23 protein-coding genes and 1 tRNA gene are annotated in these 23769 nt (G+C 68.2%); 11 read left to right on the plus strand and 13 right to left on the minus strand.

Going from position 1 to position 23769, the window contains the following annotated elements; all coding sequences use genetic code 11:
- The first annotated feature begins 77 nt into the window (after positions 1–77).
- The 3 genes from ABD736_RS13940 to ABD736_RS13950 all read left to right on the plus strand — a co-directional run bounded on the left by ABD736_RS13940 (position 78) and on the right by ABD736_RS13950 (position 2648).
- Entirely contained in the window at positions 78–899 is an 822-nt protein-coding gene (locus tag ABD736_RS13940; protein ID WP_344792473.1) for a sigma-70 family RNA polymerase sigma factor, read from the plus strand.
- A 70-nt stretch (positions 900–969) separates the two neighbouring features.
- The gene (locus ABD736_RS13945) at positions 970–2394 is read left to right on the plus strand and encodes an aldehyde dehydrogenase family protein (protein WP_344792474.1); all 1425 of its coding nucleotides are present in this window, start codon (positions 970–972) and stop codon (positions 2392–2394) included.
- 44 nt (positions 2395–2438) lie between these two features.
- Positions 2439–2648 (plus strand): DUF2795 domain-containing protein, encoded by a 210-nt coding sequence (locus tag ABD736_RS13950; RefSeq protein WP_344792475.1) that lies wholly within the window; start codon positions 2439–2441, stop codon positions 2646–2648.
- A 39-nt stretch (positions 2649–2687) separates the two neighbouring features.
- Here ABD736_RS13950 and ABD736_RS13955 read toward each other — a convergent pair whose 3' ends face one another.
- Together ABD736_RS13955 and ABD736_RS13960 are read right to left on the minus strand one after the other, a co-directional pair.
- On the minus strand, positions 2688–3398 hold the full coding sequence (locus tag ABD736_RS13955; protein WP_344792476.1) for a GAF and ANTAR domain-containing protein: 711 nt from the start codon (positions 3396–3398) through the stop codon (positions 2688–2690).
- A 45-nt stretch (positions 3399–3443) separates the two neighbouring features.
- Complete coding sequence (locus ABD736_RS13960) at positions 3444–3782, minus strand: DUF7882 family protein (protein WP_344792477.1); 339 nt, start codon at positions 3780–3782, stop codon at positions 3444–3446.
- 151 nt (positions 3783–3933) lie between these two features.
- Here ABD736_RS13960 and ABD736_RS13965 point away from each other — a divergent pair, with 151 nt between their 5' ends.
- Entirely contained in the window at positions 3934–5073 is a 1140-nt protein-coding gene (locus ABD736_RS13965; protein ID WP_344792478.1) for a glutathione-independent formaldehyde dehydrogenase, read from the plus strand.
- 64 nt (positions 5074–5137) lie between these two features.
- A complete protein-coding gene (locus ABD736_RS13970) occupies positions 5138–6712 on the plus strand; it encodes an alpha-amylase family glycosyl hydrolase (protein WP_344792479.1) in 1575 nt (524 codons plus the stop codon).
- Here the strand turns inward: ABD736_RS13970 and ABD736_RS13975 are convergent, their stop codons facing one another.
- Positions 6713–7768 (minus strand): SDR family oxidoreductase, encoded by a 1056-nt coding sequence (locus tag ABD736_RS13975; RefSeq protein WP_344792480.1) that lies wholly within the window; start codon positions 7766–7768, stop codon positions 6713–6715.
- Positions 7765–8205: an SRPBCC family protein gene (locus ABD736_RS13980; RefSeq protein WP_344792481.1), complete on the minus strand. Its 441-nt coding sequence runs from the start codon at positions 8203–8205 to the stop codon at positions 7765–7767. The genes ABD736_RS13975 and ABD736_RS13980 overlap by 4 nt, the downstream gene beginning before the upstream one ends.
- A gap of 51 nt (positions 8206–8256) precedes the next feature.
- On the opposite strand from ABD736_RS13980, the gene ABD736_RS13985 reads away from it, so the two are divergent.
- On the plus strand, positions 8257–8790 hold the full coding sequence (locus ABD736_RS13985) for a YciE/YciF ferroxidase family protein (protein ID WP_344792482.1): 534 nt from the start codon (positions 8257–8259) through the stop codon (positions 8788–8790).
- 138 nt (positions 8791–8928) lie between these two features.
- Here the strand turns inward: ABD736_RS13985 and ABD736_RS13990 are convergent, their stop codons facing one another.
- From ABD736_RS13990 to ABD736_RS14015, 6 genes are all read right to left on the minus strand, one after another.
- Complete coding sequence (locus tag ABD736_RS13990; protein ID WP_344792483.1) at positions 8929–9186, minus strand: hypothetical protein; 258 nt, start codon at positions 9184–9186, stop codon at positions 8929–8931.
- A 50-nt stretch (positions 9187–9236) separates the two neighbouring features.
- Positions 9237–10754: a SulP family inorganic anion transporter gene (locus ABD736_RS13995; RefSeq protein WP_344792484.1), complete on the minus strand. Its 1518-nt coding sequence runs from the start codon at positions 10752–10754 to the stop codon at positions 9237–9239.
- Positions 10755–10846: 92 nt separating this feature from the next.
- Complete coding sequence (locus ABD736_RS14000; protein ID WP_344792485.1) at positions 10847–11359, minus strand: YesL family protein; 513 nt, start codon at positions 11357–11359, stop codon at positions 10847–10849.
- A gap of 180 nt (positions 11360–11539) precedes the next feature.
- Positions 11540–12529 (minus strand): carbohydrate ABC transporter permease, encoded by a 990-nt coding sequence (locus tag ABD736_RS14005; protein WP_344792486.1) that lies wholly within the window; start codon positions 12527–12529, stop codon positions 11540–11542.
- A 9-nt stretch (positions 12530–12538) separates the two neighbouring features.
- Positions 12539–13603 (minus strand): ABC transporter permease, encoded by a 1065-nt coding sequence (locus tag ABD736_RS14010; RefSeq protein ID WP_344792487.1) that lies wholly within the window; start codon positions 13601–13603, stop codon positions 12539–12541.
- Positions 13604–13699: 96 nt separating this feature from the next.
- Positions 13700–15397, minus strand: a complete 1698-nt coding sequence (locus tag ABD736_RS14015) for an extracellular solute-binding protein (RefSeq protein ID WP_344792488.1) — start codon at positions 15395–15397, stop codon at positions 13700–13702.
- Positions 15398–15848: 451 nt separating this feature from the next.
- On the opposite strand from ABD736_RS14015, the gene ABD736_RS14020 reads away from it, so the two are divergent.
- The 3 genes from ABD736_RS14020 to ABD736_RS14030 all read left to right on the plus strand — a co-directional run bounded on the left by ABD736_RS14020 (position 15849) and on the right by ABD736_RS14030 (position 20139).
- Positions 15849–16853 (plus strand): LacI family DNA-binding transcriptional regulator, encoded by a 1005-nt coding sequence (locus ABD736_RS14020; RefSeq protein ID WP_344792489.1) that lies wholly within the window; start codon positions 15849–15851, stop codon positions 16851–16853.
- A gap of 128 nt (positions 16854–16981) precedes the next feature.
- Positions 16982–18505, plus strand: a complete 1524-nt coding sequence (locus tag ABD736_RS14025; RefSeq protein WP_344792490.1) for an alpha-N-arabinofuranosidase — start codon at positions 16982–16984, stop codon at positions 18503–18505.
- Positions 18505–20139, plus strand: a complete 1635-nt coding sequence (locus tag ABD736_RS14030; protein ID WP_344792491.1) for a glycoside hydrolase family 43 protein — start codon at positions 18505–18507, stop codon at positions 20137–20139. The genes ABD736_RS14025 and ABD736_RS14030 overlap by 1 nt, the downstream gene beginning before the upstream one ends.
- Positions 20140–20217: 78 nt before the next feature.
- Here the strand turns inward: ABD736_RS14030 and ABD736_RS14035 are convergent.
- Positions 20218–20290, minus strand: a tRNA-Arg gene (locus ABD736_RS14035).
- Between the two features lie 81 nt (positions 20291–20371).
- Complete coding sequence (locus ABD736_RS14040) at positions 20372–21031, minus strand: FMN-dependent NADH-azoreductase (RefSeq protein ID WP_344792492.1); 660 nt, start codon at positions 21029–21031, stop codon at positions 20372–20374.
- Positions 21032–21167: 136 nt separating this feature from the next.
- Here ABD736_RS14040 and ABD736_RS14045 point away from each other — a divergent pair, with 136 nt between their 5' ends.
- Positions 21168–21656, plus strand: a complete 489-nt coding sequence (locus ABD736_RS14045; protein WP_344792493.1) for a MarR family winged helix-turn-helix transcriptional regulator — start codon at positions 21168–21170, stop codon at positions 21654–21656.
- Between the two features lie 85 nt (positions 21657–21741).
- On the opposite strand, the gene ABD736_RS14050 is transcribed toward ABD736_RS14045, so the two are convergent.
- A complete protein-coding gene (locus ABD736_RS14050) occupies positions 21742–22590 on the minus strand; it encodes a DUF3097 domain-containing protein (RefSeq protein WP_344792494.1) in 849 nt (282 codons plus the stop codon).
- 62 nt (positions 22591–22652) lie between these two features.
- On the opposite strand from ABD736_RS14050, the gene ABD736_RS14055 reads away from it, so the two are divergent.
- Entirely contained in the window at positions 22653–23648 is a 996-nt protein-coding gene (locus ABD736_RS14055) for an SDR family oxidoreductase (RefSeq protein ID WP_344792495.1), read from the plus strand.
- Positions 23649–23769 lie beyond the last annotated feature (121 nt).

A 23769-nucleotide genomic window follows, 5' to 3' on the forward strand; every position in this document is an offset into this window, starting at 1 on the left:
TGCTTGATCAGATCGAAAGCAAGTAGTCGAACAGCGCGCTACGCCACTCGTTCCCGGAAGTTCGGAGTGACAGCAAGATGAACGGCAACAAAGCCACCAACAGCAGTAAGGTCGCCACCCTCGAGGCACGTCGCCGCCGCAGCGAAGAGACGACAGCGGCTTTCGAGCAGGTCGGCACCTGCACCCCTCAGGAGCGGATGCGCATCGAGAACCAGGTCGTCGTCGCACACATCCCGCTCGCGGAATCCCTTGCCCGCCGCTACTGGCGCGGCGACGACGATTACGGCGACCTGCGTCAGGTCGCCCTGCTCGGTCTCGTGAAGGCCGCACGCCACTACGACCCGGAGCGCGGCACGCCGTTCGTTCCGTATGCGGTGCCCACGATCGACGGTGAGCTGAAGCGCCACATCCGCGACCACGGGTGGCTCGTGCGCCCCGGCCGCCGCATGCAGGAACTCTGCTCGGCGCTGATGCGCGCCCGCCCGCGCCTGGCGCAGAGCCTGGGGCGCGAAGCATCCGATCTGGAACTCGCAGAGGAATTGCACGTGACCGAACAGGATGTCCGTGCCGCGCGCGCCTGCCTCGACGCGCAGTCCCCCATCACCGTCGCCTCGGCCGGTGACGACGACGAGACGCCGTCGCTGATCCCGTCATATGTCGACCCCGACTTCGACCGCGCGGAGCTGCGCGCGATGCTGCAGCACGCCCTCGTGCACTTGAGCGAGCGGGAGGGCCTGATTCTGCAGCGCCGGTTCGCCGAAGAGAAGACACAGGCCGAGATCGGCGAAGAGCTCGGCGTCAGCCAGATGCAGGTCTCGCGGCTGCTGGCGAAGATCCTCGACCGGCTGCGCAGCGAGCTCGGCGCCACGTTCCCGCAGGGTCTGCAGGACGCGGCCTGACGCCTGGCAAGTGGCCTGCTGAGGCCGGATGCCACGTGTGGTCGCCATGCCGAGGGGGTACCCCCACGGCATGGCGACACTGGCATTCCCCGACTTCGGCCGCCGCGGCGATGCGGTCGACCGCCTGACCATCACCGACCCGCGCAACGGCGAGCCGGTGGGCACTCTGGACGGCGCCACGGACGGCGAGGTGAGGCAGGTCGTCGACAGCTCGCGCATCGCGCAGGTGCTCTGGGAGCAGATGCCGGCTGAGGCGCGCGGCCGCCTGTTGCGCGAGGCGGCGGACGCCATCGAGGCGCACGCCGGGGAGCTCGCCGAGTTGAATACGCGCGAGACCGGCCGCCGGCAATCGGATGCCATCGCGGGCGTCGTGGCCGGAATCGACACCCTGCGCCAGTACGCGGAGCTCGGCCCCATGCATCGCGGCCACAGCCTGGCAGGGGTCAGCACCGCGAGCGACTACACGCGCTACGAGCCCCGCGGAGTCGCCGTCGTGCTGAGCCCGTGGGACGACCCCGTGGCGATCTCGTGCCGGTTGATCGGCGCGGCCCTCGTGACAGGGAACACCGTGGTGCACAAGCCGAGCGAGCGCTGCCCGCACCTCGGGCTGCGCCTCGGCAGCCTGATCGCGAGCGTGCTGCCGCCCGACGTGCTGCAGACGGTCATCGGCGGCCCGCATGTCGGCGGGAAGCTCGCCGCGGACCCGCTCATCGACGTCGTGGCGCACGTGGGGTCGTCCGCCGCCGGGCGGGAGGTCTCGCGGCTCGCAGGCGTAGGCGGCGCGCACGTCGTGCGTGAGAACGGCGGCAACGATGCCCTCATCGTCGACGCGGGAGTCGACGCGGGCTGGGCCGCGCGCGAGGCCGGGCGCGGTGCGTTCGCGAACGGAGGCCAGCTGTGCACCGCGGTCGAGCGCATCTACGTGCACCGCGCCGTCGCCCACGAGTTCATCGCTGAGCTGGTGGCGGTGGCGACGCGGATGAATGACGACGACGAGCTTGCGCCGCTCGTCGACGAGCGCATGTGCGAGCAGGTCCATGAGCAGGTGAAGGATGCCGTCGAGCGCGGTGCCCGCGCCCTGGTCGGCGGCGCTCCCGATGACCGCCCGGGCTGCTACTACCCCGCGACGGTGCTCGTGGACTGCACCCCGGAGATGGCGGTCATGCGCGAAGAGACGTGCGGGCCCGTCGCCCCCGTGCAGGTCGTCGACGACTTCGACGAGGCGCTGATCGCGGCGGGGAACGACCGCTACGGCCTGTCGGCGACGGTGCTCACGCCGCAGATCGCGCACGCAGAGCTCGCCATCGCCGAGCTTCCGGTGGGCACGGTGAAGATCAACAACGTCTTCGGCGGAGCACCGGGCGGGTCCGCACACCCGCGGCGCGAGAGCGGGATCGGCTACGGCTCGGGCCCCGAGCTGCTCGACGAGATGACGGTGGCGAAGGTCGTGCACCTGGCAGCCCCCGGTGGGCGCGGCGACCGAGCCATGGGGTGACGCCGTGTGCTGCGGCGCCGCCCCTCACGACGGAAGGACTGGCCATGGCTGAGACGCCGGACCCCGACGAGGTCCTCGGCTACGTCGCCGGGCAGCTGTACCCGGCGAACCTGCCCGCGCTGATCGATCGCGCGGGCATCAACGGCGCCCCCGATGAGGTTCTCGACCTCCTGCGTCGGCTGCCTGATCTCGACTACAACGGCCCGACGGCCGTGCGCCGGGTTCTGATCGAGCTCGACGCGCCCGATGACTGAGGCGCACGCGGAGCCTGCGCGGCGCGCGTCTCGAACCGGCTAGGAAGCCGACACCGCGAGATCGAGGCCCGGAAGCGACCGTTCGCGCACGACCGTCTGGGCGACGTCGTGCAGCTTGAGGTTGCCCTGCTGGGAGTGCCGACGCAGCACGGAGAACGCAGTGTCGGCGTCGAGGTTGTAGCGCTCCATGAGGATGCCCTCTGCCTGGCCGATCACGGTGCGGGCATCCACCGCCTTCTTCAAATGGTCCGTGCGCCGCACCGCAGCCAGCGCGAGCGACGAGCGGCGCGCGAGTCGGCGCGCGAGCGAGATCTTGGCGGCATCGAAGGTTCCCGGGTGCTCCGAGTACAGGTGCAGCACGGCGAACACCCGGCCGCCTTCGTGCAACGGCACGGCGAGCGAGCTGCGCACACCGAGGTCCGCAGCGGCACTCGCCCACAGCGGCCACCGGCTCTCTTTGCCGAGGTCGTCGCTGCCCTCGGTCGAGCAGCTGTGCACCGCGGTGCGCCCTGGCCCTTCGCCCAGCGCGCCCTGCAGCTCGACCGCGCGGAACGCCTCGCGCGAGGTCCCCGCCGCGGGCTGCAGACGCCGCCCCGAGGCCACGAAGCTCACCACGGCCATGTCGCACCCGACCGCCTCGCGCCCGATGCGGGCGATGGCCTCTGCCACCCGGGCGGCATCGCCCAGCGCATAGAGCTCGTCGGCCACGTCTGCGAAGCTGTCGTCGAAACTGTCGTCGTCGAGGGTCACCTCGTCAGACTAGGAAGGCATGCAACCCTCGGATAAGGGGGTTGACTACGGTGCGACCGCGGCGCCGGCGGCGTTCAGGTAGTCCGCCACCTCGTTCTCGTGCAGCAGCACCATGCCGCGGATGCCGTGCGATGAGCGCTCGAGCGCCTCGAGCCACGGGCGGCTCAGCTCGGGCGGCTTCGGCGCCGAGAAGATGAACTGCAGCGGGATCGCCGGCGACAGCCAGATGCTCACGCGGCCGGAGCCCTGGTCTGCCGGAACCGTCCAGTTCAGCAGGAAGCTCTCTTGCCGACGCAGCTTCGTCGTGATGGCGATCTTCACGTGGGCGAGCGTGCGGTCGTCGATTTCGTATCGACCGGCGTCCCCATAAATCAGCGTTCCCATTGTTCTCCCCAGCCGGCCAGCGAGGGGTTGGGCGCTCTGGGCAGCGCCAACGCGGCCGATCATCTGAAAGTTAGCACGTGCGAAACGCGCAATGCGGCGTGGCCTTCTCGATGCGCGGGTATCGACCCCGCAGCGAGCAGAAGGAGAAGCGATGAAAGCCGTCGTCTACCACGGGCCGTTCGATGTCTCGGTCGAAACCGTCGAGGACCCCAAGATCGAAGCCGCGAATGACGCGATCGTCCGCATCACCAGCGCGAACATCTGCGGGTCCGACCTGCACCCCTACGAAGGTCGCGTCGAGTTCGAGCCGGGCTCCGTCTTCGGCCACGAGAACATGGGCGTCGTCGAAGAGGTCGGCCCGGGCGTCAACCGCGTCCAGGTGGGCGACCGCGTGTCGGTGCCCTTCAACCTGGCCTGCGGCACCTGCCGGAACTGCACGGAGGGGTTCACCTCGGCGTGCCTGCGGGCGAACCCGTCAGGGCAGCCGGGCGCGGGCTACGGCTACCCGATGATGGGCCCGTACCGCGGCGGTCAGGCCGAATACCTGCGTGTGCCGTGGGCCGACTTCAATCTGCTCGAGCTACCGAAGGGCGGCGAGCACGAGCTCGATTTCACGATGCTCTCGGACATCTTCCCCACGGGGTTCCACGGCACCGAGCTCGCCCAGGTCTCCGCAGGGAACACCGTCGCGATCTGGGGCGCGGGCCCCGTCGGCCTGATGGCCGCGCACAGTGCGGCGATCCGCGGCGCATCCCAGGTGTTCGTGGTCGACTTCGAGCCGGACCGCCTGAAGCTCGTCGAGCGCTTCGGCGCGACGCCCGTCGACGCTTCGAACTCGGACCCCGTCGAGGCCATCATCGAGCTGACCGACGGATTCGGCGTCGACTGCGGCGTGGAGGCGGTGGGCTACCAGGCGCATGACCCCGCGGGAGAGGAGCATCCGGCCATGGTCATGGACGGGTTGATCGCCGCCGTTCGCGCGACCGGCCGCATCGGTGTCGTCGGCGTCTATGAGCCGCAGGACCCGGGCGCCGCCACGGACGCCGCGAAAGAGGGCCGCTACGCGTTCGACTTCGGCACGGCATTCACCAAGGGCCTGTCGATCGGCACCGGGCAGTGCCCGGTGAAGAAGTACAACCGCCAGCTGCGCGATCTCATCATCCGCGACATCGCCACGCCGGGCCTGATCGTCTCGCACGAGCTCGGGCTGGATGAGGCCCCGCGCGCCTACGACCAGTTCGACAAGCGCGTCGACGGCTGGACGAAGGTGGTGCTGCACCCAGCCGGGTGAGCGCGGGCGGGCACCCCGGAGGGTAGGCGACGGCAGCGCTGGGTAACGGCCCCTTGTGAGCCATGTGACAGCACAGCCCAAGGGTCGTGCCTGGCCGCCTGCCGGTCTGGTCTACGGCGTCGACCCCTCCCGCTTTCAGGATTCGGACGGCGACGGCATCGGCGACCTGCCGGGAATCACCAAGCGCCTCGATCACGTCGCAGCCCTCGGAGCCGACTGGCTCTGGCTGCTGCCGATCTACCCGAGCCTGCGGCGCGACAACGGCTATGACGTCGACGACCACGAGAGCGTCGACCCCAGGTTCGGCACGCTGGACGATTTCCAGCAGCTGGTCGAGGGATGCCACGAGCGGGGCATCCGCGTCATGCTCGACCTCGTCCTGCACCACACCTCCGAACGCCACCCGTGGTTCCAGGCCGCGCGCCGCGACCGCACCTCTCGCGAAGGCGCCTACTACATCTGGGCGGACGAACCGATCGACGCGCCCGGCGATGAGCCGGTGTTCCCGGGTGAAGAGAGCGGCGTCTGGAGCTTCGACGACGAGGCGGGTGGCTGGTACCACCACCAGTTCTACGGCTTCCAGCCGGACCTCAACGTCGCCAACGACGACGTGTTCGAAGAGATCGTGCGCATCGCGACGCTGTGGCTGGAGCGCGGCGTCGACGGATTCCGCATCGATGCGGCCATGCCGGCGATGCGCGCCAAGCCGACCGAGGGCACGGGTGCGGACGCCGCCCGGTTCTACGACCGACTTCGCGGCCGCCTGACGGAGGTGCGCGACGACGTCGTGCTGGTCGCCGAAGCTGACGTGCCGCCCGCAGAGCTGGCCGTGCTCGCCGACCATCGCCGGGTCGACGCCATCCTCGACTTCTCGCTCAACAACTCGCTCTTCCTCGCGCTCGCCCGCGAGAGCGCCGAGCCCCTGCACGAGACGCTCGACGGACTGGATCGCACGGTGCAGGCATCCGCTCGCCTCAATTTCGTGCGCAACGTCGACGAGCTCGACCTCGAGCAGCTGAGCGAGGACGAACGGCAGGAGGTGTTCCGGGTCTTCGCCGGCGGCCGCGCCGGGTTCCTGTATGGGCGCGGGCTGCGGCGCGGCTGGGCCCCGATGATGGGCGACGCGCGCCGCTTCCGCATGTCGCTCAGCCTGCTGTTCGCACTGCCGGGAGCCCCGCTCATCATGTACGGGCAGGAGCTCGGCATCGGCGACGACCTGAGTGTCGAGGGGCGCGACGCGTGCCGCCCGGTCATGCAGTGGTCTGCCGCCGGTGGCGGTGGGTTCACGAAGGCGGCGGATGCCCCGCTGATCCTGCCCGCGCAGCGCAGCGGCCCCTACGATTTCGGCCACGTGAACGCCCGTTCGCAGGCCACCGACGACAGCTCGAACCTCGTGCTCACGCGACGGCTCGCCCAGGTGCGCAGCCGGCTCGGCCTCGCGACCCAGCCGATGCGGCGGCACACACTCCCCCACTCGCCGTCGGTCATCGCGCTGAGTGCGCCCGGCCTGCTGACTCTGCACAATCTCGCCGCCACGCCCGCTGAGGTATTCGAGGCCTACGGCGCGAAGCCGCTGCTCACCGAGCGCTGGGACGGCCACCGGCTCGGCCCGTTCGGCTTCGCCTGGCTGCGCAGGTGACTAGGACCGGCGCGCCGCCCGGGCGACCAACGCAGCGGCGCCGGCGACCGCCGCGGCGACGGCCGCCGCGGTCAGCGTGCGCTCATGCCGCAGCGCCCACAGCTGCGGCGAGTCGTCCATCGCCCGATCGTCGAACACGCCGCGCGCGCCGTGGTCGCCGGGAACCGGCTCGTAGAGGTTGCTCGGCAGCGACAGCCCCTTGCCCTTGTCGGGCGCCTGCTGCCCCCTGAACCCCGTGCGGGCGAGGTACACGTCGAGGAACCGGCTGGCCGCGCGGTTGCCCAGCACCGTCGCGACCGTCGGCCCGCCGACCCAGGTGCGGCGCCGCGGCCGGTCGGCGACGTCGGCGACGGCGCGCGCCCCGGCCTCGGGCTGATAGACCGGCGGCACCGGCTGCGGGTGCTCGGGCAGCGACGACTTCACCCAGTCGAACTGGATCGTATTGAGCGCAGGCATGTCGACCTGAGAGATCTTGACCTGCGAGCCGTCGTGCAGCAGCTCGGTGAGCACCGACTCGGTGAAGCCGGTGATGGCGTGCTTGGCGCCGCAGTACGCGGACTGCAGTGGAATGCCCCGATGTGCGAGCGCCGAGCCGATCTGGATGATGTGGCCCCGGTCGCGCGGCTTCATGCGCGACAGCGCCGCGCGCGTCCCGTTCACGGTGCCGAGGTAGACGACACGGGTCACGCGCTCGTAGTCCTCGGGCTCCGCATCGAGGAACTCGCCGAAGACACCGGTCATGGCGTTGTTGACCCACAGCTCGATCGGCCCGAGCTCGGACTCGATGCGCTCGGCGGCCGCCTCGACCTGCGCGTTATCGGCCACATCGGTCTCGACCGCGAGGGCGCGCCGACCGGCCAGCTCGACGTCGTGTGCGGCTCCCGCCAGACCGTCGAGGCCTCGGGCCAGGATCGCGACGTCCCACCCGCGTGCCGCGAGCTCGCGCACGATGGCGCGCCCGAGGCCCGCTGAGCCGCCCGTCACGACCGCGACGCCGCGAGGCCGGGGATGCTGCTGAAGCCTCAGTGCTCGGTCGCCGGTCGGGTTCCGCGTCATGGTCGATCCCTCTTCTCTGCCAGGAAGGCCAGTCGTTTGAGCGCCTCGACCGTGCGGGGGAAGCCGAGGACGTCGCGGGCGAGCTTCGGCACCAGCATCCCCGGCCCCGAAATCGCGTCTTCGTACATGCGCACGACGCATCCGTCGCGGCGCGGCTTCACGTCGAACTGCACGATCGCCGTGCCGATGATGCCGCCGTGCGCCTCGAGCACGGCGTGGCGCGGCGAATCCCATTCGCGCACCAGCGTCAGGTCGTCGATGACGGCGGGCCAGAGGCCGAACGAGTGGTGCAGTGCAGCACCGGGCTGCGGCCACTGGCCCTCGACAGCGCGGGCGCGCGAAGCGCCGACGACCCACGACGGGTAGGTCCAGGGGTCTTCGAGCACACGGAATACGGCCTCGGGCGTGGCGTGCACGAGCCGGTGGGCGACGGTCATGTCCTTTCGAATACCCAGATGAAGCGGTGGGCACCACTGATGAGGCGGACGATGCCGACCGAAACGGCACTGCCGCAGGAAGGAGCGGACATGTTCGAGCACTTCAAGACCCCGCGTGAGCTGTTCGAGTACCAGCTCGGCGCGGCGCTCACCATGGAAGACGACTCGCTCGCGATGCTGCGCGAGCTCGAGGTCGCGGCGCAGAGCGTCGAGGTGAAGCAGCTGCTGTTACACCACCAGCAGGAGACCGAGCAGCAGATCAGATCGCTGGAGCAGGCGTTCCAGCTGCTGGGCAAGGAGCCCTCCCGGTCGCCGTCTGCGACGACGAAGGGGCTTATGAAAGAAGGAAACGCGCTCGTTGCGAAGACCGACAAGAGCCTCGTCGACAGCGTCGTGCTCTCGGCAGCGCTCAGCACGGAGCACTACGAGACGGCGTCGTACGAGTCCCTGTGCATCGCTGCCGAGGCGCTGGGCGTCGCGGGCGTCGTCGACCTGCTGAAGCAGAACCTGCAGCAGGAGCAGCACACCAGCGACGAACTGAACCAGGCAGCCAGGAAGCTCGCGACGGCGACCGCGGCTGCCTGAGCACGAGCGGATGCCTGAACCCGGGCACCACGCAAGGAGGGGCGGCCCAGCGGCCGCCCCTCCTCACGCGTCAGGCAGGTCGGGCCTCGAGAAGGACGGGCCTCAGGCAGCACGGGCCTCGGGCAGGACGGGCCTCGGTCAGAGCCCGTCGTCGCCGAGGCCGGGCTCTTCGCCGCCCTCGAGGTCCTGCGGCGCATCGTTGCGGTCTTCGTGCTCGTCGTGCTCGTGGTAGTCCGGTTCGAACTCGCGCGGCGATCCGCCGGTCGGTCCCTCGTTGCCCTCACCTGCGCCGGGCTCGACGGTCTCGCCGGCGACCGCATCGTTCGTCGCGGTCGTGCTGCGCTCGATGAAGTCGAGGATGTCGTCGTTGCTCTGGTTCTCACGCTCGTCAGTCATGACAGGGCGGTACCCAGGTGCCCCATGCGGCCCTCAGCCCGGGCGCCGCGTTACGACTGCAGCTGCCCGCTCAGCCGGCCGTGGAAGCGCCGGCTGATCTCATCGAGGCCGACGATCTCGACATCGACGCCGTGCTCGCGGAATCGCGTCTCGACCGCGTCGAGCGCGGCGACGCTCGAGGCATCCCACACCCGCGACTCCCCCAGGTCGATCGTGACCTCCGTCGGGTCCTCGACGTAGCTGAACTGCTCGACGAGGTCATTGCTCGAGGCGAAGAACAGCGGCCCGAGCACGCGGTAGTGCGCCCGCGAGCCGTCGGCCGAGACCGACCGCTCGACCCGCACCACCCGCGCGACGCGCCGGGCGAAGAAGATCACGGCAAGCACCACCCCGACGCCCACGCCGATGGCGAGGTTGTTCGTCACGACCACCACGGCGACGGTGGCGAGCATGACGAGGGTCTCCGGCACAGGCATCCGCCTCAAGGTCGACGGCCGCACGCTGTGCCAGTCGATCGTCTGAATGGCGACCACCATCATGACCGCGGCGAGCGCCGCCATCGGGATGAGCGCCATCACGTGCGACAGCCCCACAACGAGCACGAGCAGGAACAGCCCGGCGACGAGCGTCGACAGCCGCGTGCGCGCCCGACCGATCTTCACGTTGACGATGGTCTGGCCGATCATCGCGCAGCCGGCGATGCCGCCGTAGAGCCCGGCGAGGATGTTGGCGACGCCGAGCCCCCACGATTCGCGGCCCTTGGCCGAGCGGCTGTCGGTGAGATCGTCCGTCAGCTTCGCCGTCAGCAACGTCTCGAGCAGGCCGACGAACGCGACGGCGATCGCCGTCGGCGCGACGAGCCGCAGGGTCGAGAGCGTCAGCGGCACGTGCAGGGCGGTCAGCCCCGGCAGCCCTCCGCTGACGCGACCCTCGTCGCCGACATCCGGCACGTTCAGATGAAGTACGACGGCCGCCAGCGTGACCAGCACGACCGCGACGAGCGGCGCGGGCACGGCCGTCGTGAGCCGCGGCAGCAGCAGCACGATCAGTACTGTCGCGGCAGCCAGCGGGTAGACCGCCCACGGTACGTCGATGACGTGCCGCAGCTGTGCGACGAAGATCATCACGCCGAGCGCGTTGACGAAGCCGACCATCACGGAGCGCGGAATGTAGCGCACGAGCCGGGCGAGGCCCGCGGCACCGAACGCGATCTGGATGGCTCCCGCGAGCACCACCGTCGGCAGCACGTACTGCGTTCCGTGCTCTTTCACGAGCGGCGCGATCACGAGCGCCACCGAGCCCGCCGCGGCTGTCACCATCGCGGGCCGGCCGCCCAGGAACGACATGGCGACGGCGAGCACGACGGAGGCGATCAGCGCCACGTCGGGCCCGACACCCGAGATCAGCGAGAACGAGATCACTTCGGGAATGAGCGCGAGCGTGGTCACCATTCCGGCGAGCACCTCGGTGGTGATGAACCGGGGATGCTTCAGCAGAGCCCGCACCGGAACCTGGCCGCTGGCGTCGCGGGCGCTGTCGAGCGGGGACGCGTGAGGGCGAGGGGGCATGGCTCCAGAAGGAAGGTGAGAGAGGTGAGCGTGAAGTGGGCCGCTCTAAGACCCCATTCTCTCCTGAGATTCCGCGGGTGCCCGGCAGAGCCTTAGACCTCCGCCTCCTCTGGCTGCACGTAGCCCCGCGAGACAAAGAACCGCTCGAGCAGATAGCACCACCACAGCAGGATCAGGCCGGGTGCCACGAACACCACGGGCATGAATTTCCATACCGCTACGCCCGCGAGGACCAGCGCGATCGCGAGCAGGAAGGTCAGGCTCGGCGTCGTCAACCCGAGGGTGAGCCCGTTGCGCACCTGCCGCCAGGTGGGGTTGGTGAAGCGGGCCACGAGCGGAAGGCACCAGAAGAGCAGCAGCAGGAGGAAGAGTGCGACGACGAGAAGTGGCACGATGACCTCGCCGAGTCCGAGCGTGGGCACGGCGGCGAGCGCGAAGATGCCTGCGGCTGCGACGGGGATGGCGAGCAGACCGACGAGGGTCGCCTGCCTCCAGCTCTGCCGCCACGCCTTTGAGCCAACGGCCCAGAAGCCGGCGTCCTTGCCGAGCACGTGCCGGCGGCACAGCTCGTATGCGACGACCGTTCCCGCTCCGGCCGTCACCACGAGCCCGAGGCTCAGGAGCCAGAACAGGCTGATGAGGATGGCGGAGCCGACAAAGTCGATAGCGCGCCACAGTCGTGACTCGAGATTGAAGCGAAAGATGACCGGGGCCTCTCCGAGAGCGAACGTGCGGAACCTGCCGAGGGGTCGGCCTCCCGCGCCGTGCGCGGGAGGCCGAGGCCATCAGCCCTTCACGGAGCCGATCATCACACCGGACACGAAGTGCTTCTGCAGGAAGGGATAGACGAACAGGATCGGGACGGCCGCCACCATGGTGATCGCCGATCGGAGGGCGATCGGCGTTGTGCCCTGCGCGCCCGCCGCTGCGGCAGCCGCGCCGCCCGCCTGTCCACCGCCGTTGATGCCTGTCGCCATCGAGCTCGACAGCAGCTTCTGCAGCTCGTACTGCAGAGTGGACAACCACTGCTCGTTCGAGTTGTAGAGCAGGGTGTCCAGCCAGGAGTTCCAGCTGCCCACTGCGACGAACAGGCCGATGACGGCAAGGGTGGGCTTGCACAGCGGCATGATGATCTGCCACCACGTGCGGAACTCGCCCGCGCCGTCGATTCGCGCCGACTCGACGATCTCGTCGGGGATCGACTTCATGTAGGTGCGCAGCAGGATCAGGTTGAACGCGCTGATGATCGTCGGCACCCAGTAGGCCTGGAAGGTGTTCAGCATGCCGAGGTCTTTGATGAGCAGGTAGTTCGGGATCAGTCCGGCATCGAAGTACAGCGTCAGCACGAAGATCAGGGTGATCGAGCGGCGGAAGATGAACTCCTTGCGGCTGAGCGCATACGCGAGCATCGAGGTGAAGAACAGGTTCGTCGCCACGACCACGATCGTCTTCAGGACGCTCATGAAGAACGCCTGATAGAGCGTGCTCATGTGGAACACGACGCTGTAGTTCTGCAGCGAGAACACTCGGGGCCAGATGCCGATCCCCCCGCGGACGGCGTCCTGGCCGTTGTTGAACGAGATGGCGAGAGTGTTGAGCAGCGGGTAGACCATGAGCCCCGCAAGGACGATCAGGAAGGTCGTGTTCAGCGTCGTGAACACGATCCGTTCGGCCGTCCACTTCTTCTGGGGCGAGCGGGAGCGCGACTTGGTCTGGGGCGCCTCAGCGCGCGATGGGCGGAGCGTCACCGGCTCCGGGGCAAGTGTGTCTGCCATGAGGTCCTCCTACACCAGCGTCTCTTGGTTGAAGCGCTTGGCCGCTAGGTTCGCCGAGCCCACCAGGATGATGGCGACGATGGTCTTGAAGATTCCCGCGACGACGGCGACGCTGTAGTTGCCCAGCTGGTAGCCGTAGCGCAGCACGAACACGTCGATCGTCTGGGCCCGCTGGGACACCAGGCCGTTGCCGAGGAAGTAGGGCAGCTCGAAGTTCGTCGACAGGATCCAGCCGCTGTTGATGATGAGCAGCACGATGATCGTGGGGCGGATGCCCGGAAGCGTGATGTTGAACATCTTCCGGTAGCGGCCGGCTCCGTCGACCTCGGCGGCCTCATAAAGAGTCGGGTCGATGGCGGTGATGGCGGCCAGGTACAGGATCGTGTTCCAGCCCAGCTCCTTCCACAGGTTCGTCCCGGCGACGATCTGCCAGAAGTAGTTCGGCTGGGTCAGGAACAGGATCGGGTGGCTGATGACGTGCAGGTTCAGCAGCGCCTGGTTGATGAACCCGCCGGAGCTGGGCAGCGACAGTGCCACTGAGGCCAGGCTCGCGACAATCACCCAGCTCAGGAAGTGCGGCATGTAGGTGATGTTCTGCAACACACGCTTGAACGGCAGGTTCTTGACCTCGTTGAGCAGCAGCGCCAGGACGATGGCCCCGACGGTCCCGACGACCAGGGAGAGCAGCGACTGCCCCAGCGTGTTGACGATGACATTGGCGAACTGCTTGCCGTTGACGCCCGTGAACAGGTTGCGGAAGTTGTCGAGGCCGACCCACTGCTGGTTCCAGATGCTGCCGAGTCCGGGCCGGTAGTGCTGGAAGGCGATCACCCATCCATAGGCGGGAACGTACTTGAACAGGATTTGGTAGAGAAGCAACGGGACTGCCATCGCCATCAAGGCGCGCTGCGCCCAGATCCTGTCCCAGGTGATCTTGCGCTTGGGCTCCTTCGCGATGTTCTTTTGGGCCTTTCGGTCCTTTCGCCTCGATGCACGCGAACTGGTCGCGAGCGGAAGGGCCGTTTCCGGCCCGCTAGCAGCGGTCGCATACGTGCTGACCGTGGTCTCAGTCATCTGTCCAACCTCGTCGTCGGGAGCAGTGGATGGTGATCATGAACGTGTCATGGTGGGGGGCTCGCGCCCCCCACCACGAATGCTCGCGACGAACTGTTACCAGTTCTTCAGGCGGTACTTGATGCCCTTGTTGATGGCGTCCTCGTAGCTCTTGACATCGATCTGCTTGAAGACGTCGGTGTAGGCCTTCCAGTTCTTATCGAAGGCGGACGTCTTGCCCGCGATGATCTTCGGCAGGTGCTGAACGGCGGCGTCGGTCATCTGCTGGTTGGCCTGGGTGGCGGCGTCATCGAGCTGGATGTTCCACGCGGGGTAGTACTTCGGGTTCTGCGGAGGCTTGTTGACGAACTCCATCCAGGTCTTCTTGTTGTACTTCTGCATGAAGGCCTTGTCGTAGGCCGACAGCGTCGCGTAGAACTCGGTGGGCTGGTCGTCGGGGCTGAAGGCGTTGCCGTCCGAGAACGTGCCGTTGTGCTTGGGAACCATGTCCATGAACGCCATGAGCTTGTTCTTGGACTGCCAGGTGAGGTCCTTGGACTGGGCGCGCTGCTGCTCCGTGCGGGTGAACTTGCCGTCGCTGCCGACCTCGTAGTCCTCACCCTCGATGCCCCACGAGAGCACCTTCTGCCATGGCTCCGAGAGCATCATGTCGAGGAACTTGAGCGCCTCCTTCTTCTGCTTGCTCGTGCTGGAGACACCGAAGCCCTGGTTGACGTTCATCACGGCACGGTCGGCGTAATACGGAGTGACACCCTCGTAAACGGGCATGAGCGGGACGTAGGTGTACTGGTCCTTGCCGGCGCTCTGCAGCGACGCGGTGGCGGTACCGAACTGCCACCCCTGGTCCTGCATGCCGAGGACGACGCCGCTGGCCAGCTTCGCCTGGAACTGGTCGTTCGTCAGGGTGAAGGTCTCGGGGTCGACGATGCCCTCGTTGTACTGCTCGTTAAGTGCCTTGTACCAGGTCTTCGCGATGTCCTTGTCCGCGTAGATCGTCGCGTGGTTCTTCTTGTCGACGATGACGCCGCCGTTGTTCGGCGAACCGGCCAGCATCGCCGGCGGGTTGGTCAGGATCCACTCCGATCCGGTCGGTGCGGGCGCCTCGAAGCCGACCGTCGGGGCGCCGTCGGTCGTCGGGTGCTTCGCCTTGTAGTCGGAGATGAGCTTGAAGTACTTCTCGATCGTCATGTTGCTCAGGTCCGGGTAGCCGGCCTCCTCGAGCACGCGCTTCTGGATCCAGAACGCGGCCCCGTTGTACGTACCGCCGGTGATGTCGCCGTAGAAGCGGTTGTAGTTCGGCAGGATGTACAGGCCCTTGTCCACCACGGTGCCCGAGTAGCTCATCTGGTGGATGTACGGCTTGACGTAGTCCTCGACGTTCGGGTACTTGCCCGTCTTGAGCATGCTGTCGAGACGCTCGAGCGCGCCGCCCTCGATGAACCGCAGCTTGAGGTCGCCGGTGCCGATGAGGTCAGGGAAGTCGCCGCCGGCGAGCATGACGCCGATCTTCTGGTCGGAGTTCTCCGGGGTGACCAGCTCGTACTTCAGAGTGACGCCGAGCTTGTCCTTGAGCAGCTTGGTCAGCTTGTTGTCGGCAGCCGGAATCTGGTGCGTCGACTCGATGTACACCGTGAACGTGGTGGGGTTGCTGGGGGTCAGCGTGCCCGACTTGTCGGCGAGGTCACCCGCCGGGATGACGGCCTTCTTCTTGGGGCCGGTCGTCGAGGCTGCACCCTTGGGCGTACATGCGGCGAGGGTCAGTGACACCGCTGCGGCCGGGGCAAGCGCCAGCATCTTCCTTCTTGTGATGCGCACAGAAGTTCTCTCTTCCTTGAGATCGGTTCCGGTCGCCAATGACGGGAACCCGTGCAAATCGGACGCGAGTCTGTGTCTCGCGCCGTCATCCCGAGCGGGATTTTAGCGATAAAGTAGAAGCGCGGCCGCGAGAAGTCAAACCCGCTCGCGTCTCACGGCGTCTCGAATTGGTAACAGAGTCGTCGCGCGAGGTGAGGGGCCGCATGAGTGTCATCGCGGTGCCGCTCTCCACCCGGCCGTTCGAACGAGCGCCCCGGGTGCACGTCTGGAGCGCGCAGTCGGGCGACGTGGCGGAACACTGAACGTCAGAGGAATTTTATCGATATACTCGGCGCTGTCTGGCGACGTGGCCAGGCAGTTCGCGTCCGGCGAGCTAGGCGCCTCTTCATCTTCCCGGACTAGCAGGACATTGCGGCCGAGGAGGATGCGCATGGTGAAGATGGCCGACGTGGCCCGCGAGGCCGGTGTGTCGGTCATGACTGTGTCCAACGTCCTCAACGAGCGTATCCCCGTCGGTGAGCCGACCCGCGCCCGCGTCATGGCGGCCGTCGAAGCCCTCGGGTACGAGGTGAACCTGACTGCGCGGAACCTGCGCGCAGGGCGTACCGACACGGTTGCACTCGTCGTGCCGAGCTTCCACGACTACTTCGGCGAGCTCGCCGACGAGGTCGCACCGCTCATCGAGGCAGGAGGACGGCACCTCGTCCTCGAGCGCACGAGCGCCAACGCGGAACAGGAGATGGAGGCGCTGAGCGTCGCACGGCTCCAGATCTACGACGGCGTCCTGCTGTCTATCGCTGGGCTCGACCTGGAACTGCTCGGGCGGGTCCGCACCACCAAGCCGATCGTCCTGCTGGGCGAGCGTGACGTTCCCGACCACTTCAACCACGTACGCCTCGCGAACGAATCAGGTGCCCGACTCGCCACGGCGCACATGATCGAGCACGGAGCGCGCCGCATTCTCGCCCTCGGGTGCGCGTTCGACGCAGCACACGTGATGGCCACGGACCGACGCGTCGGGTGGGAGCGCGCGCACCACGCAGCCGGACTCGAGGTCGATCCGGCGCTCGTCGTGCCGGTCGGCGACTACACCTCGCTCAGCGCCTATGAAACGATGCGCGAGGTCATCGCCAGAGGGACGGCCTTCGACGGCGTCTTCGCCGTGACCGACATCGTCGCCCTTGGGGCGCTCTCCGCCCTCGTGGAGAGTGGTCTGCGCGTGCCCGTCGACGTCCAGCTCGCCGGGTTCGACAATCTCGACATGTCGCGCTTCATCCCTCCCGGCATCACCTCGGTCGACGCCAACCACAAGGGCGTCGCAGAGGCGGCGGTCGGGCTGCTGCAGCGCCAGATGGAGGGCCGGGCAGGTCCCGCCGAGCACCTCGTCGAGCCCGTTCGCCTCGTGGTGCGTGGATCCACCCGCGGTGGCGCCTAGCCACACGGCTGCGACAGATCCTCCGCGCCACCCCACATCGCCCCGGTCAAAGGAGACCCATCCGCGCACCCCAGCGCCGACACCCTCACTTCTGTGACCCCAGACAGCACTTGACGCAAAGGAGCGCCATGACCATCACCACTGCCGTCATCGACCTGGACCTGCCGGGAGCCACCATCAGCCGGCACATCTACGGGCACTTCGCCGAGCACCTGGGCCGGTGCATCTACGGCGGGTTCTGGGTGGGCGAGGACTCACCGCTGCCCAACGTGCGGGGAATCCGCTCTGACGTCGTGGATGCGCTGAAGGCGATCCGGATCCCGAACCTGCGCTGGCCGGGCGGGTGCTTCGCGGACGACTACCACTGGCGGGACGGCATCGGCCCGCGCGAGCGCCGCCCGCGGATGGTCAACTCTCACTGGGGCGACGTCGTCGAGGACAACTCGTTCGGCACGCACGAGTTCATGGATCTGTGCGAGCTGCTGGGCGCCGACCCATACGTGTCGGGAAACGTGGGCTCTGGGTCGGTGGCGGAGATGTCGGACTGGGTCGAGTACCTGACCCGTGCGGACGACTCCCCCATGGCGGCGCTGCGCCGGGCGAACGGGCGCGACCAGCCGTGGCGGGTGCCGTTCTGGGGGCTCGGCAACGAGGCGTGGGGCTGCGGCGGCAACCTGCGCGCCGAGCAGTTCGCCTCACTGGCCCGCCAGTACGCCACCTATGCGCGCAACCACGGCGGCAACTCGCTGTACCGGATCGCGGCCGGAGCGAACGCCGACGACCTGCATTGGACCGAGACGCTCATGCGGTCCTTCAACGATCTGACCTCGGACCCCGCGGGGCACGCCGGCCCGTTCCAGGCCGTATCGCTGCACTACTACACGATGTCGGGCTCGTGGTCCGACAAAGGCGACGCCACCGGCTTCAGCACGGACCAGTGGTACATCACCATGGCCCGCGCCCGGCACATGGAGGAGTTGCTCACCCGCCACTCGACGGTCATGGACCGCTACGACCCGCACCGCAAGGTCGGCCTGGTCGTGGACGAATGGGGCACCTGGTGGAACGTGGAGAAGGGCACCAACCCCGGTTTCCTGTACCAACAGAACACGCTGCGCGACGCGCTGGTCGCCTCCGTTCACTTCGACGCGTTCCATCGCCACGCCGACCGCGTGGTCATGGCCAACATCGCCCAGACGGTCAATGTGCTTCAGGCCATGATCCTGACCGACCCCGATACGAACGCGCTGGTGCTCACCCCGACGTATCACGTGTTCCAGATGAACGCCGGCCACCAGGACGCCGCCGCGCTGGCGGTCCACCTGCGCGACGCCGATACCCGCACCGTCGAAGGCGACGAGCTCTCGCTCGTCTCGGCGTCCGCGTCCGTCAACGGGGACACCGCCCTGGTGTCGCTGTCGAACCTCGACGCCGAGATCGACCGCAGCGTGGTGCTCGACCTCCGGGGCCGCGACGTCGTCGGGCACTCCGCGCGAATCCTGACGGCGACGGCGCTCGACGCACACAACACGCCGGAGCGTCCCGACGCCGTCGCACCGGCTGCGCACGCGGGCGTGCGAGCGCACGCCCGCGGACTCGAGGTGGATCTGCCCGCTCACTCCTACGTGACCGTCTCCCTCGATCTGCGCTGATGGATGGCCGCCGCCGGGACGGTTGCTTCACGAACCCCGTCATCTTCTCCGACGTGCCCGACCCCGACGTCGTTCACGACGGCACGCACTATTACATGGTCAGCACGACCATGTACTTCGCGCCGAGCGTGCCGATCATGCGCTCGGACGACCTCGTGCACTGGTCGATCGCCGGATACACCGGCCCGATCCTCGATGACGTGGACGCTCTCGCGCTGCGCAATGGGCAGAACGCCTACGGGCAGGGCAGCTGGGCCGCGAGCATCAGGTTCCACGAGGGGACGTATTACGTCTCGGTCGGCAGCCTGACCACGAAGAAGACGTACATCTACGCGACGCCGAGCATCGAGCACGGGCCGTGGACGCGATCGGTGCTCGACGGCTACGCCCATGATCAGTCGCTCCTGTTCGACGGCGAGGACACCTACCTTGTGTACGGCGGCGGGGTGATCGACCTGCGCCGGCTGGGGCGGGCGGCGGACGGGACCTTCGTGTGGGACGGTCCCGCACAGCGGCTCGTCGAGGATGCGAATGTCGACCAGACGAGCGGGCTGAACGCCGAGGGCGCGCACGCCTACAAGATCGGCGATCACTACTACGTCTTCATGATCGAGTGGCCGACGGACGGGGTCCGCCAGGAGGTCGTGTGGCGGTCTGCGGCGCTGACGCCGCAGTCCCAGGGCGGAATCTGGGAGGGCAGAGTCGTGCTCAGCCAGGCGGTGCCTGTCGCGGGGCGCGCGGGCGGAGGCGCCGCGCAGGGCGGCGTCGTCCAGACGCCCGAAGGGCACTGGTACGCCATGGTGTTCCAGGACGAGGGGCCGCTCGGTCGATCGCCTCAGCTCGCGAGCGTGACCTGGGGCGAGGACGGGTGGCCGGTGTACACGTTGGACGCCACGATGCCGATGCCCCGAGGGGCGTCGCCGGCGAAAGGGCCCAGCCTGCTCGTCACCGACGACTTCGACAACGAGCCCACGCCCGCCGGCTACTGGAACACGGTCAACGCCGGAGCGCTGACGGCGTCGCAGGAGAACGCCTGGAACAGGTCGAACCTGGCGCTTCCGTGGCAGTGGAACCACAACCCGGACAACCGGTTCTGGTCGCTCACCGAGCGGCCCGGCCACCTGCGGCTGACCACGGGCAGCGTCGCGTCAGGCATCCTCGATGCCCGCAATACGCTCACGCAGCGCATGTATGGGCCGGCCAGCTCCGCGGCGATCTCGCTGGACGTCTCGGGGATGAAGGACGGCGATGTCGCCGGCCTGTCCGCCTTCCAGCAGAAATACGGGTACGTGGCCGTCGCGATGCAGGACGGCGCCCGTCGGCTGGTGATGCGCCGCGCGAACGGGCAGGGGAAGGTCGCATTCACGAGTGCTCCCGTGCCGCTCGCCGGCGAGATCGTCTTCCTACGGGCCGACGTGGACTTCCGCGGCGCCGCCGACCGTGCGTCGTTCGCCTACTCTCTCGACGGCGTCAGGTGGATGCCGATCGGCGACGACCTGGCGATGGAGTACAGCCTCGCGCACTTCACGGGCTATCGATTTGCGATCTTCTGCTACGCGACGGCCCAGACCGGCGGCCACGTGGACGTCGACTGGTTCAGGGTCGACGACGACATCGAACGGACGAGGCCCTGACGAGACCACCGATGCCGGTCTCGTATTCGCCGAGCGGCGCATTCCCGAGAAATGAATGCAGCCGGGTGGCCGATGAAGTGCCCCGTATTGGATTCGAACCAATGGCCTTCTGCTCCGGAGGCAGACGCTCTATCCCCTGAGCTAACGGGGCCAGGGCGACCTCAGGCTATCAGAGGCCGGGCGTGCAAAGGGGCGGATGCCGGAAGCATCCGCCCCTTCGCGCACTAAGGAGCTACGCCGCGATCTTGCTCGCGACGGCCTTTCCGTGGCGCTCGGCGGCCGCGTGCGCGTCGGCGAGGTTCTTGCGGGCGAGGTCGACGAGCTCGGCCATCGCCGGCGTGGTCTCGGCGAGCGTGAGCTCGGCCTCGATGACGGTGACCTCGTAGCCCCAGACATCCTCGAGGACGCGCTTCAGCCACGCGGTGGCGTGGTCCCAGCCGAAGCGGGGCGTGCCCTCGCCGTAGCCGCCGCCGCGCGCGATGACCAGGAAGGCGGACTTGCCGGCGCCGGCGGGCTGCTCAGCGCCCGGGCCGAAGCGGCCGTCGGTGAGCACGAGGTCGAACCACGTCTTGAGGTGCTGGGTGACGCCCCAGTTGTAGAACGGCGCGCCGATGATGGCGACGTCGGCCGAGGCGAGCTCGTCAGCCAGCTCGGTCGCGAGCGCGACGGCGGCGTTCTGCTCGTCGGTGCGCTGCTCGGCGGGCACGTAGCCGGCGAAGGCGGCGGTGGCCCAGGCATCCGACGGCAGCGGGTTGAGGCCGATCGAGCGCGTGGTGACGGTCACGTCGCCACCGAGCTCGGCGACGATCGCGTTCTCAAGCGTCTCGGAAACGGCCCGCGAGACCGAGCCCTCTGGCTTGATGCTCGCGTCGAGGCGGAAGACAGTGCTCATGGGAATGCTCCTCGTGATGGCTAGGTTGTATAAGCCAGCGTTATTCACAGCAGATGTTCTGTGATCTATACGATCATAAGCACAGACGATCTGAGAATCGCAACAGAGTGGCATACGGGCGGATAAAGTGAGCGACATGGCAGGCACCCAGGAACGACAGGCCGATCTCGGCTGGTCACTCGGCACCCTGCTGCGCGGCTATCTCAAGCTGTCCGCCGACGCGCTCGGCGACCTGCCCGGCGGCGCGCGCGGGTTCCAGGTGCTGTCGATCGCCGGCTCTGGCTCGTGCAGCAATCAGGCCGCCATCGCCGAGTCCACGGGGCTCGACCGCACCGTGCTCACCTACCTGATCGACGACCTCGAGAAGGCCGGCCTCGTCGTGCGCACGCCCGACCCGAACGACCGCCGGTCGCGCCGCGTGACGCTGACGGATGCCGGGGCCACCCGCCTCGCCCAGCTGACCAGCCGCATGAACCAGGTCGAAGATCAGCTGCTCGCCGGGCTGCCCGCTGAGGACGCCGCAGCATTGCGCGACATCCTGGTGCGGGCGGCTCACTCGCTCGATGCGGACCCGCACGAGGTCTGCAGCACGGTGGACGAGGTGGCTGCGGAGGTTTCCGCGTAGGAGATCGTTTCGAGACGCGCGCTCCTCAGCGCTCGTGCACTTCGCGCGTAAGCGCACGCGGGTCTAGGGTCGGCGTTCGCCCGTTCTAGGCGGTGACGAAATCGATCAGCTGCTCGACGCGACCGAGCAGCGCCGGCTCGAGGTCGGCGTAGGTGCGCACCCGGCCCAGGATCCGCTGCCAGAGCCGCGCGATGTCCTCCTGAGTCTCGTGCGGCTGTCGCAGCGCCTGGGCGATGCCCTTCTTCCACTCGATGCTGCGCGGAATCTCGGGCCAGGCTTTGAGGCCGATGCGTTCCGGCTTCACGGCCTGCCAGATGTCGACGAACGGATGCCCCACCACCAGCACCTCGGAGCCGTACGGCCCCGTCGCCACCGCCTCGGCGATGCGGCTCTCCTTCGACCCCTTCACGAGGTGGTCGACGAGCACCCCCACACGACGGCCGGGGCCGGGCTGGAATTCGGCGAGCAGCTGCTCGAGGTTGTCGACGCCCTCGAGGTACTCGACGACGACGCCCTCGACCCGCAGGTCGTGACCCCACACCTTCTCGACGAGCTCGGCGTCGTGCCGGCCTTCGACGAAGATGCGACTGCCCCGTGCGACGCGCGCCTTGACCTCGCCGGCATGGAACGAGCCCGACGCACTGCGCGCGTGGCCTGTGGGGGCGGCCTTCGGTGCAGGCTTGGTCAGCACGACAGGGCGGCCGTCGACGAGGAATCCGTGCCCCAGGGGAAACACGCGCACCTTGCCCAGCCGATCCTCCAGCTGCACGAGGCCGCCCTCTGCGATGCCGACGACGGCGCCGACGAAGCCGCCGTCGACCACCTCGACGACCAGGTCGCGCTCGGCCGGCGTGGGCACGGGCTGCACCACTCCGCGGCGGCGCCAGTTCTTGTCGGCGAGCACATCTGAGCCGTACGGGTCGTCCCAAGTCACCCGATCGAGGCTACCTATCGAATCGTTTCGAAACGGGGCGACTCGCGACTAATCTGAGCCTCATGGCGACGAAGACGTTCTTGTTCATCGGTGGCACCGGCACGATCTCGGCGAGCAGTGTTCGGCTCGCCGTCGAGCGCGGCCACCGGGTCACTGTGCTCAACCGCGGGCGCGAGTCGAGCCGGGCGCTGCCCCCTGAGGTCGAGACCCTCGTCGCAGACATCCGCAACCCCGAGTCGGTGCGCGCCGCGCTCGGAAGCCGCGAGTTCGACGTGGTGGCCGAGTTCCTCGCCTTCACTCCGGAGCACCTGCAGACGGACCTCGGGCTGTTCGGCGGTCGCACGGGCCAGTACGTGTTCATCAGCTCGGCGTCGGCCTATCAGACGCCACCTGCGCGCCTTCCCGTCACCGAGTCGACGCCGCTCGTGAACCCGTTCTGGAAGTACTCCCAGGACAAGATCGCCTGCGAGGACATCCTCGTGGCTGCGGTGCGCGAGCGCGGGCTGCCGATCACGATCGTGCGCCCATCGCACACCTACGACGAGACGCGGCTGCCGACGACCGGCGGCTGGACGGACGTCGCCCGTATGCGTGCCGGAAAGCCCGTGGTCGTGCACGGCGACGGCACCAGCCTGTGGACCATCACCCACGCGCGCGACTTCGCGGTCGCCTTCGTCGGCCTTCTCGGCAACCCGCTCGCGATTGGCGAGACGTTCCACATCACGGGCGACCACTCCCCCACCTGGAACCAGATCTACACCTGGATCGGCGAGGCCGCCGGCGTGCCGGAGCCCGAGCTGGTGCACGTCGCGAGCGAGACGATCGGGCGCGTGCTGCCAGACCAGCTCGCGGGCCTCATCGGCGACAAGGCGCACTCGATGGTCTTCGACAACTCGAAGGTGAAGGCGCTCGTGCCCGAGTTCACGACGACGGTGCCGTACTGGCAGGGCGCCGCCGAGGCGATCGCCTGGTTCGACGCGCACCCCGAGGCGCAGCAGACGGATGCCTCGCTCGACGCCGCCTTCGACAAGCTGGTCGCGCACGCGCGTTCGCTCTGAGCTCGCCCGTTCGCTGTGACGCCGCCCGCGTGCGCCACTGGCTTCCGCTGTCCGCTACTCGGATCCGAGTGGCGCATGGCGGAACCTGGTGGCGCAACAGCGTGCGTGCGATCGACCCTGC

The sequence above is a fragment of the Gryllotalpicola daejeonensis genome, from assembly GCF_039538145.1.
In the GTDB taxonomy this organism is placed as follows: Bacteria; Actinomycetota; Actinomycetes; order Actinomycetales; family Microbacteriaceae; genus Gryllotalpicola; species Gryllotalpicola daejeonensis.

Bases quoted from the DNA above. Each gene is read 5' to 3' on its own strand.
- ABD736_RS13940 (WP_344792473.1), top strand. From the start codon at position 78: ATGAACGGCAACAAAGCCACCAACAGCAGTAAGGTCGCCACCCTCGAG.
- ABD736_RS13945 (WP_344792474.1), top strand. From the start codon at position 970: ATGGCGACACTGGCATTCCCCGACTTCGGCCGCCGCGGCGATGCGGTC.
- ABD736_RS13950 (WP_344792475.1), top strand. From the start codon at position 2,439: ATGGCTGAGACGCCGGACCCCGACGAGGTCCTCGGCTACGTCGCCGGG.
- ABD736_RS13960 (WP_344792477.1), bottom strand. From the start codon at position 3,782: ATGGGAACGCTGATTTATGGGGACGCCGGTCGATACGAAATCGACGAC.
- ABD736_RS13965 (WP_344792478.1), top strand. From the start codon at position 3,934: ATGAAAGCCGTCGTCTACCACGGGCCGTTCGATGTCTCGGTCGAAACC.
- ABD736_RS13975 (WP_344792480.1), bottom strand. From the start codon at position 7,768: ATGACGCGGAACCCGACCGGCGACCGAGCACTGAGGCTTCAGCAGCAT.
- ABD736_RS13980 (WP_344792481.1), bottom strand. From the start codon at position 8,205: ATGACCGTCGCCCACCGGCTCGTGCACGCCACGCCCGAGGCCGTATTC.
- ABD736_RS13985 (WP_344792482.1), top strand. From the start codon at position 8,257: ATGCCGACCGAAACGGCACTGCCGCAGGAAGGAGCGGACATGTTCGAG.
- ABD736_RS13990 (WP_344792483.1), bottom strand. From the start codon at position 9,186: ATGACTGACGAGCGTGAGAACCAGAGCAACGACGACATCCTCGACTTC.
- ABD736_RS13995 (WP_344792484.1), bottom strand. From the start codon at position 10,754: ATGCCCCCTCGCCCTCACGCGTCCCCGCTCGACAGCGCCCGCGACGCC.
- ABD736_RS14005 (WP_344792486.1), bottom strand. From the start codon at position 12,529: ATGGCAGACACACTTGCCCCGGAGCCGGTGACGCTCCGCCCATCGCGC.
- ABD736_RS14010 (WP_344792487.1), bottom strand. From the start codon at position 13,603: ATGACTGAGACCACGGTCAGCACGTATGCGACCGCTGCTAGCGGGCCG.
- ABD736_RS14015 (WP_344792488.1), bottom strand. From the start codon at position 15,397: ATGCTGGCGCTTGCCCCGGCCGCAGCGGTGTCACTGACCCTCGCCGCA.
- ABD736_RS14020 (WP_344792489.1), top strand. From the start codon at position 15,849: ATGGTGAAGATGGCCGACGTGGCCCGCGAGGCCGGTGTGTCGGTCATG.
- ABD736_RS14025 (WP_344792490.1), top strand. From the start codon at position 16,982: ATGACCATCACCACTGCCGTCATCGACCTGGACCTGCCGGGAGCCACC.
- ABD736_RS14030 (WP_344792491.1), top strand. From the start codon at position 18,505: ATGGATGGCCGCCGCCGGGACGGTTGCTTCACGAACCCCGTCATCTTC.
- ABD736_RS14040 (WP_344792492.1), bottom strand. From the start codon at position 21,031: ATGAGCACTGTCTTCCGCCTCGACGCGAGCATCAAGCCAGAGGGCTCG.
- ABD736_RS14045 (WP_344792493.1), top strand. From the start codon at position 21,168: ATGGCAGGCACCCAGGAACGACAGGCCGATCTCGGCTGGTCACTCGGC.
- ABD736_RS14055 (WP_344792495.1), top strand. From the start codon at position 22,653: ATGGCGACGAAGACGTTCTTGTTCATCGGTGGCACCGGCACGATCTCG.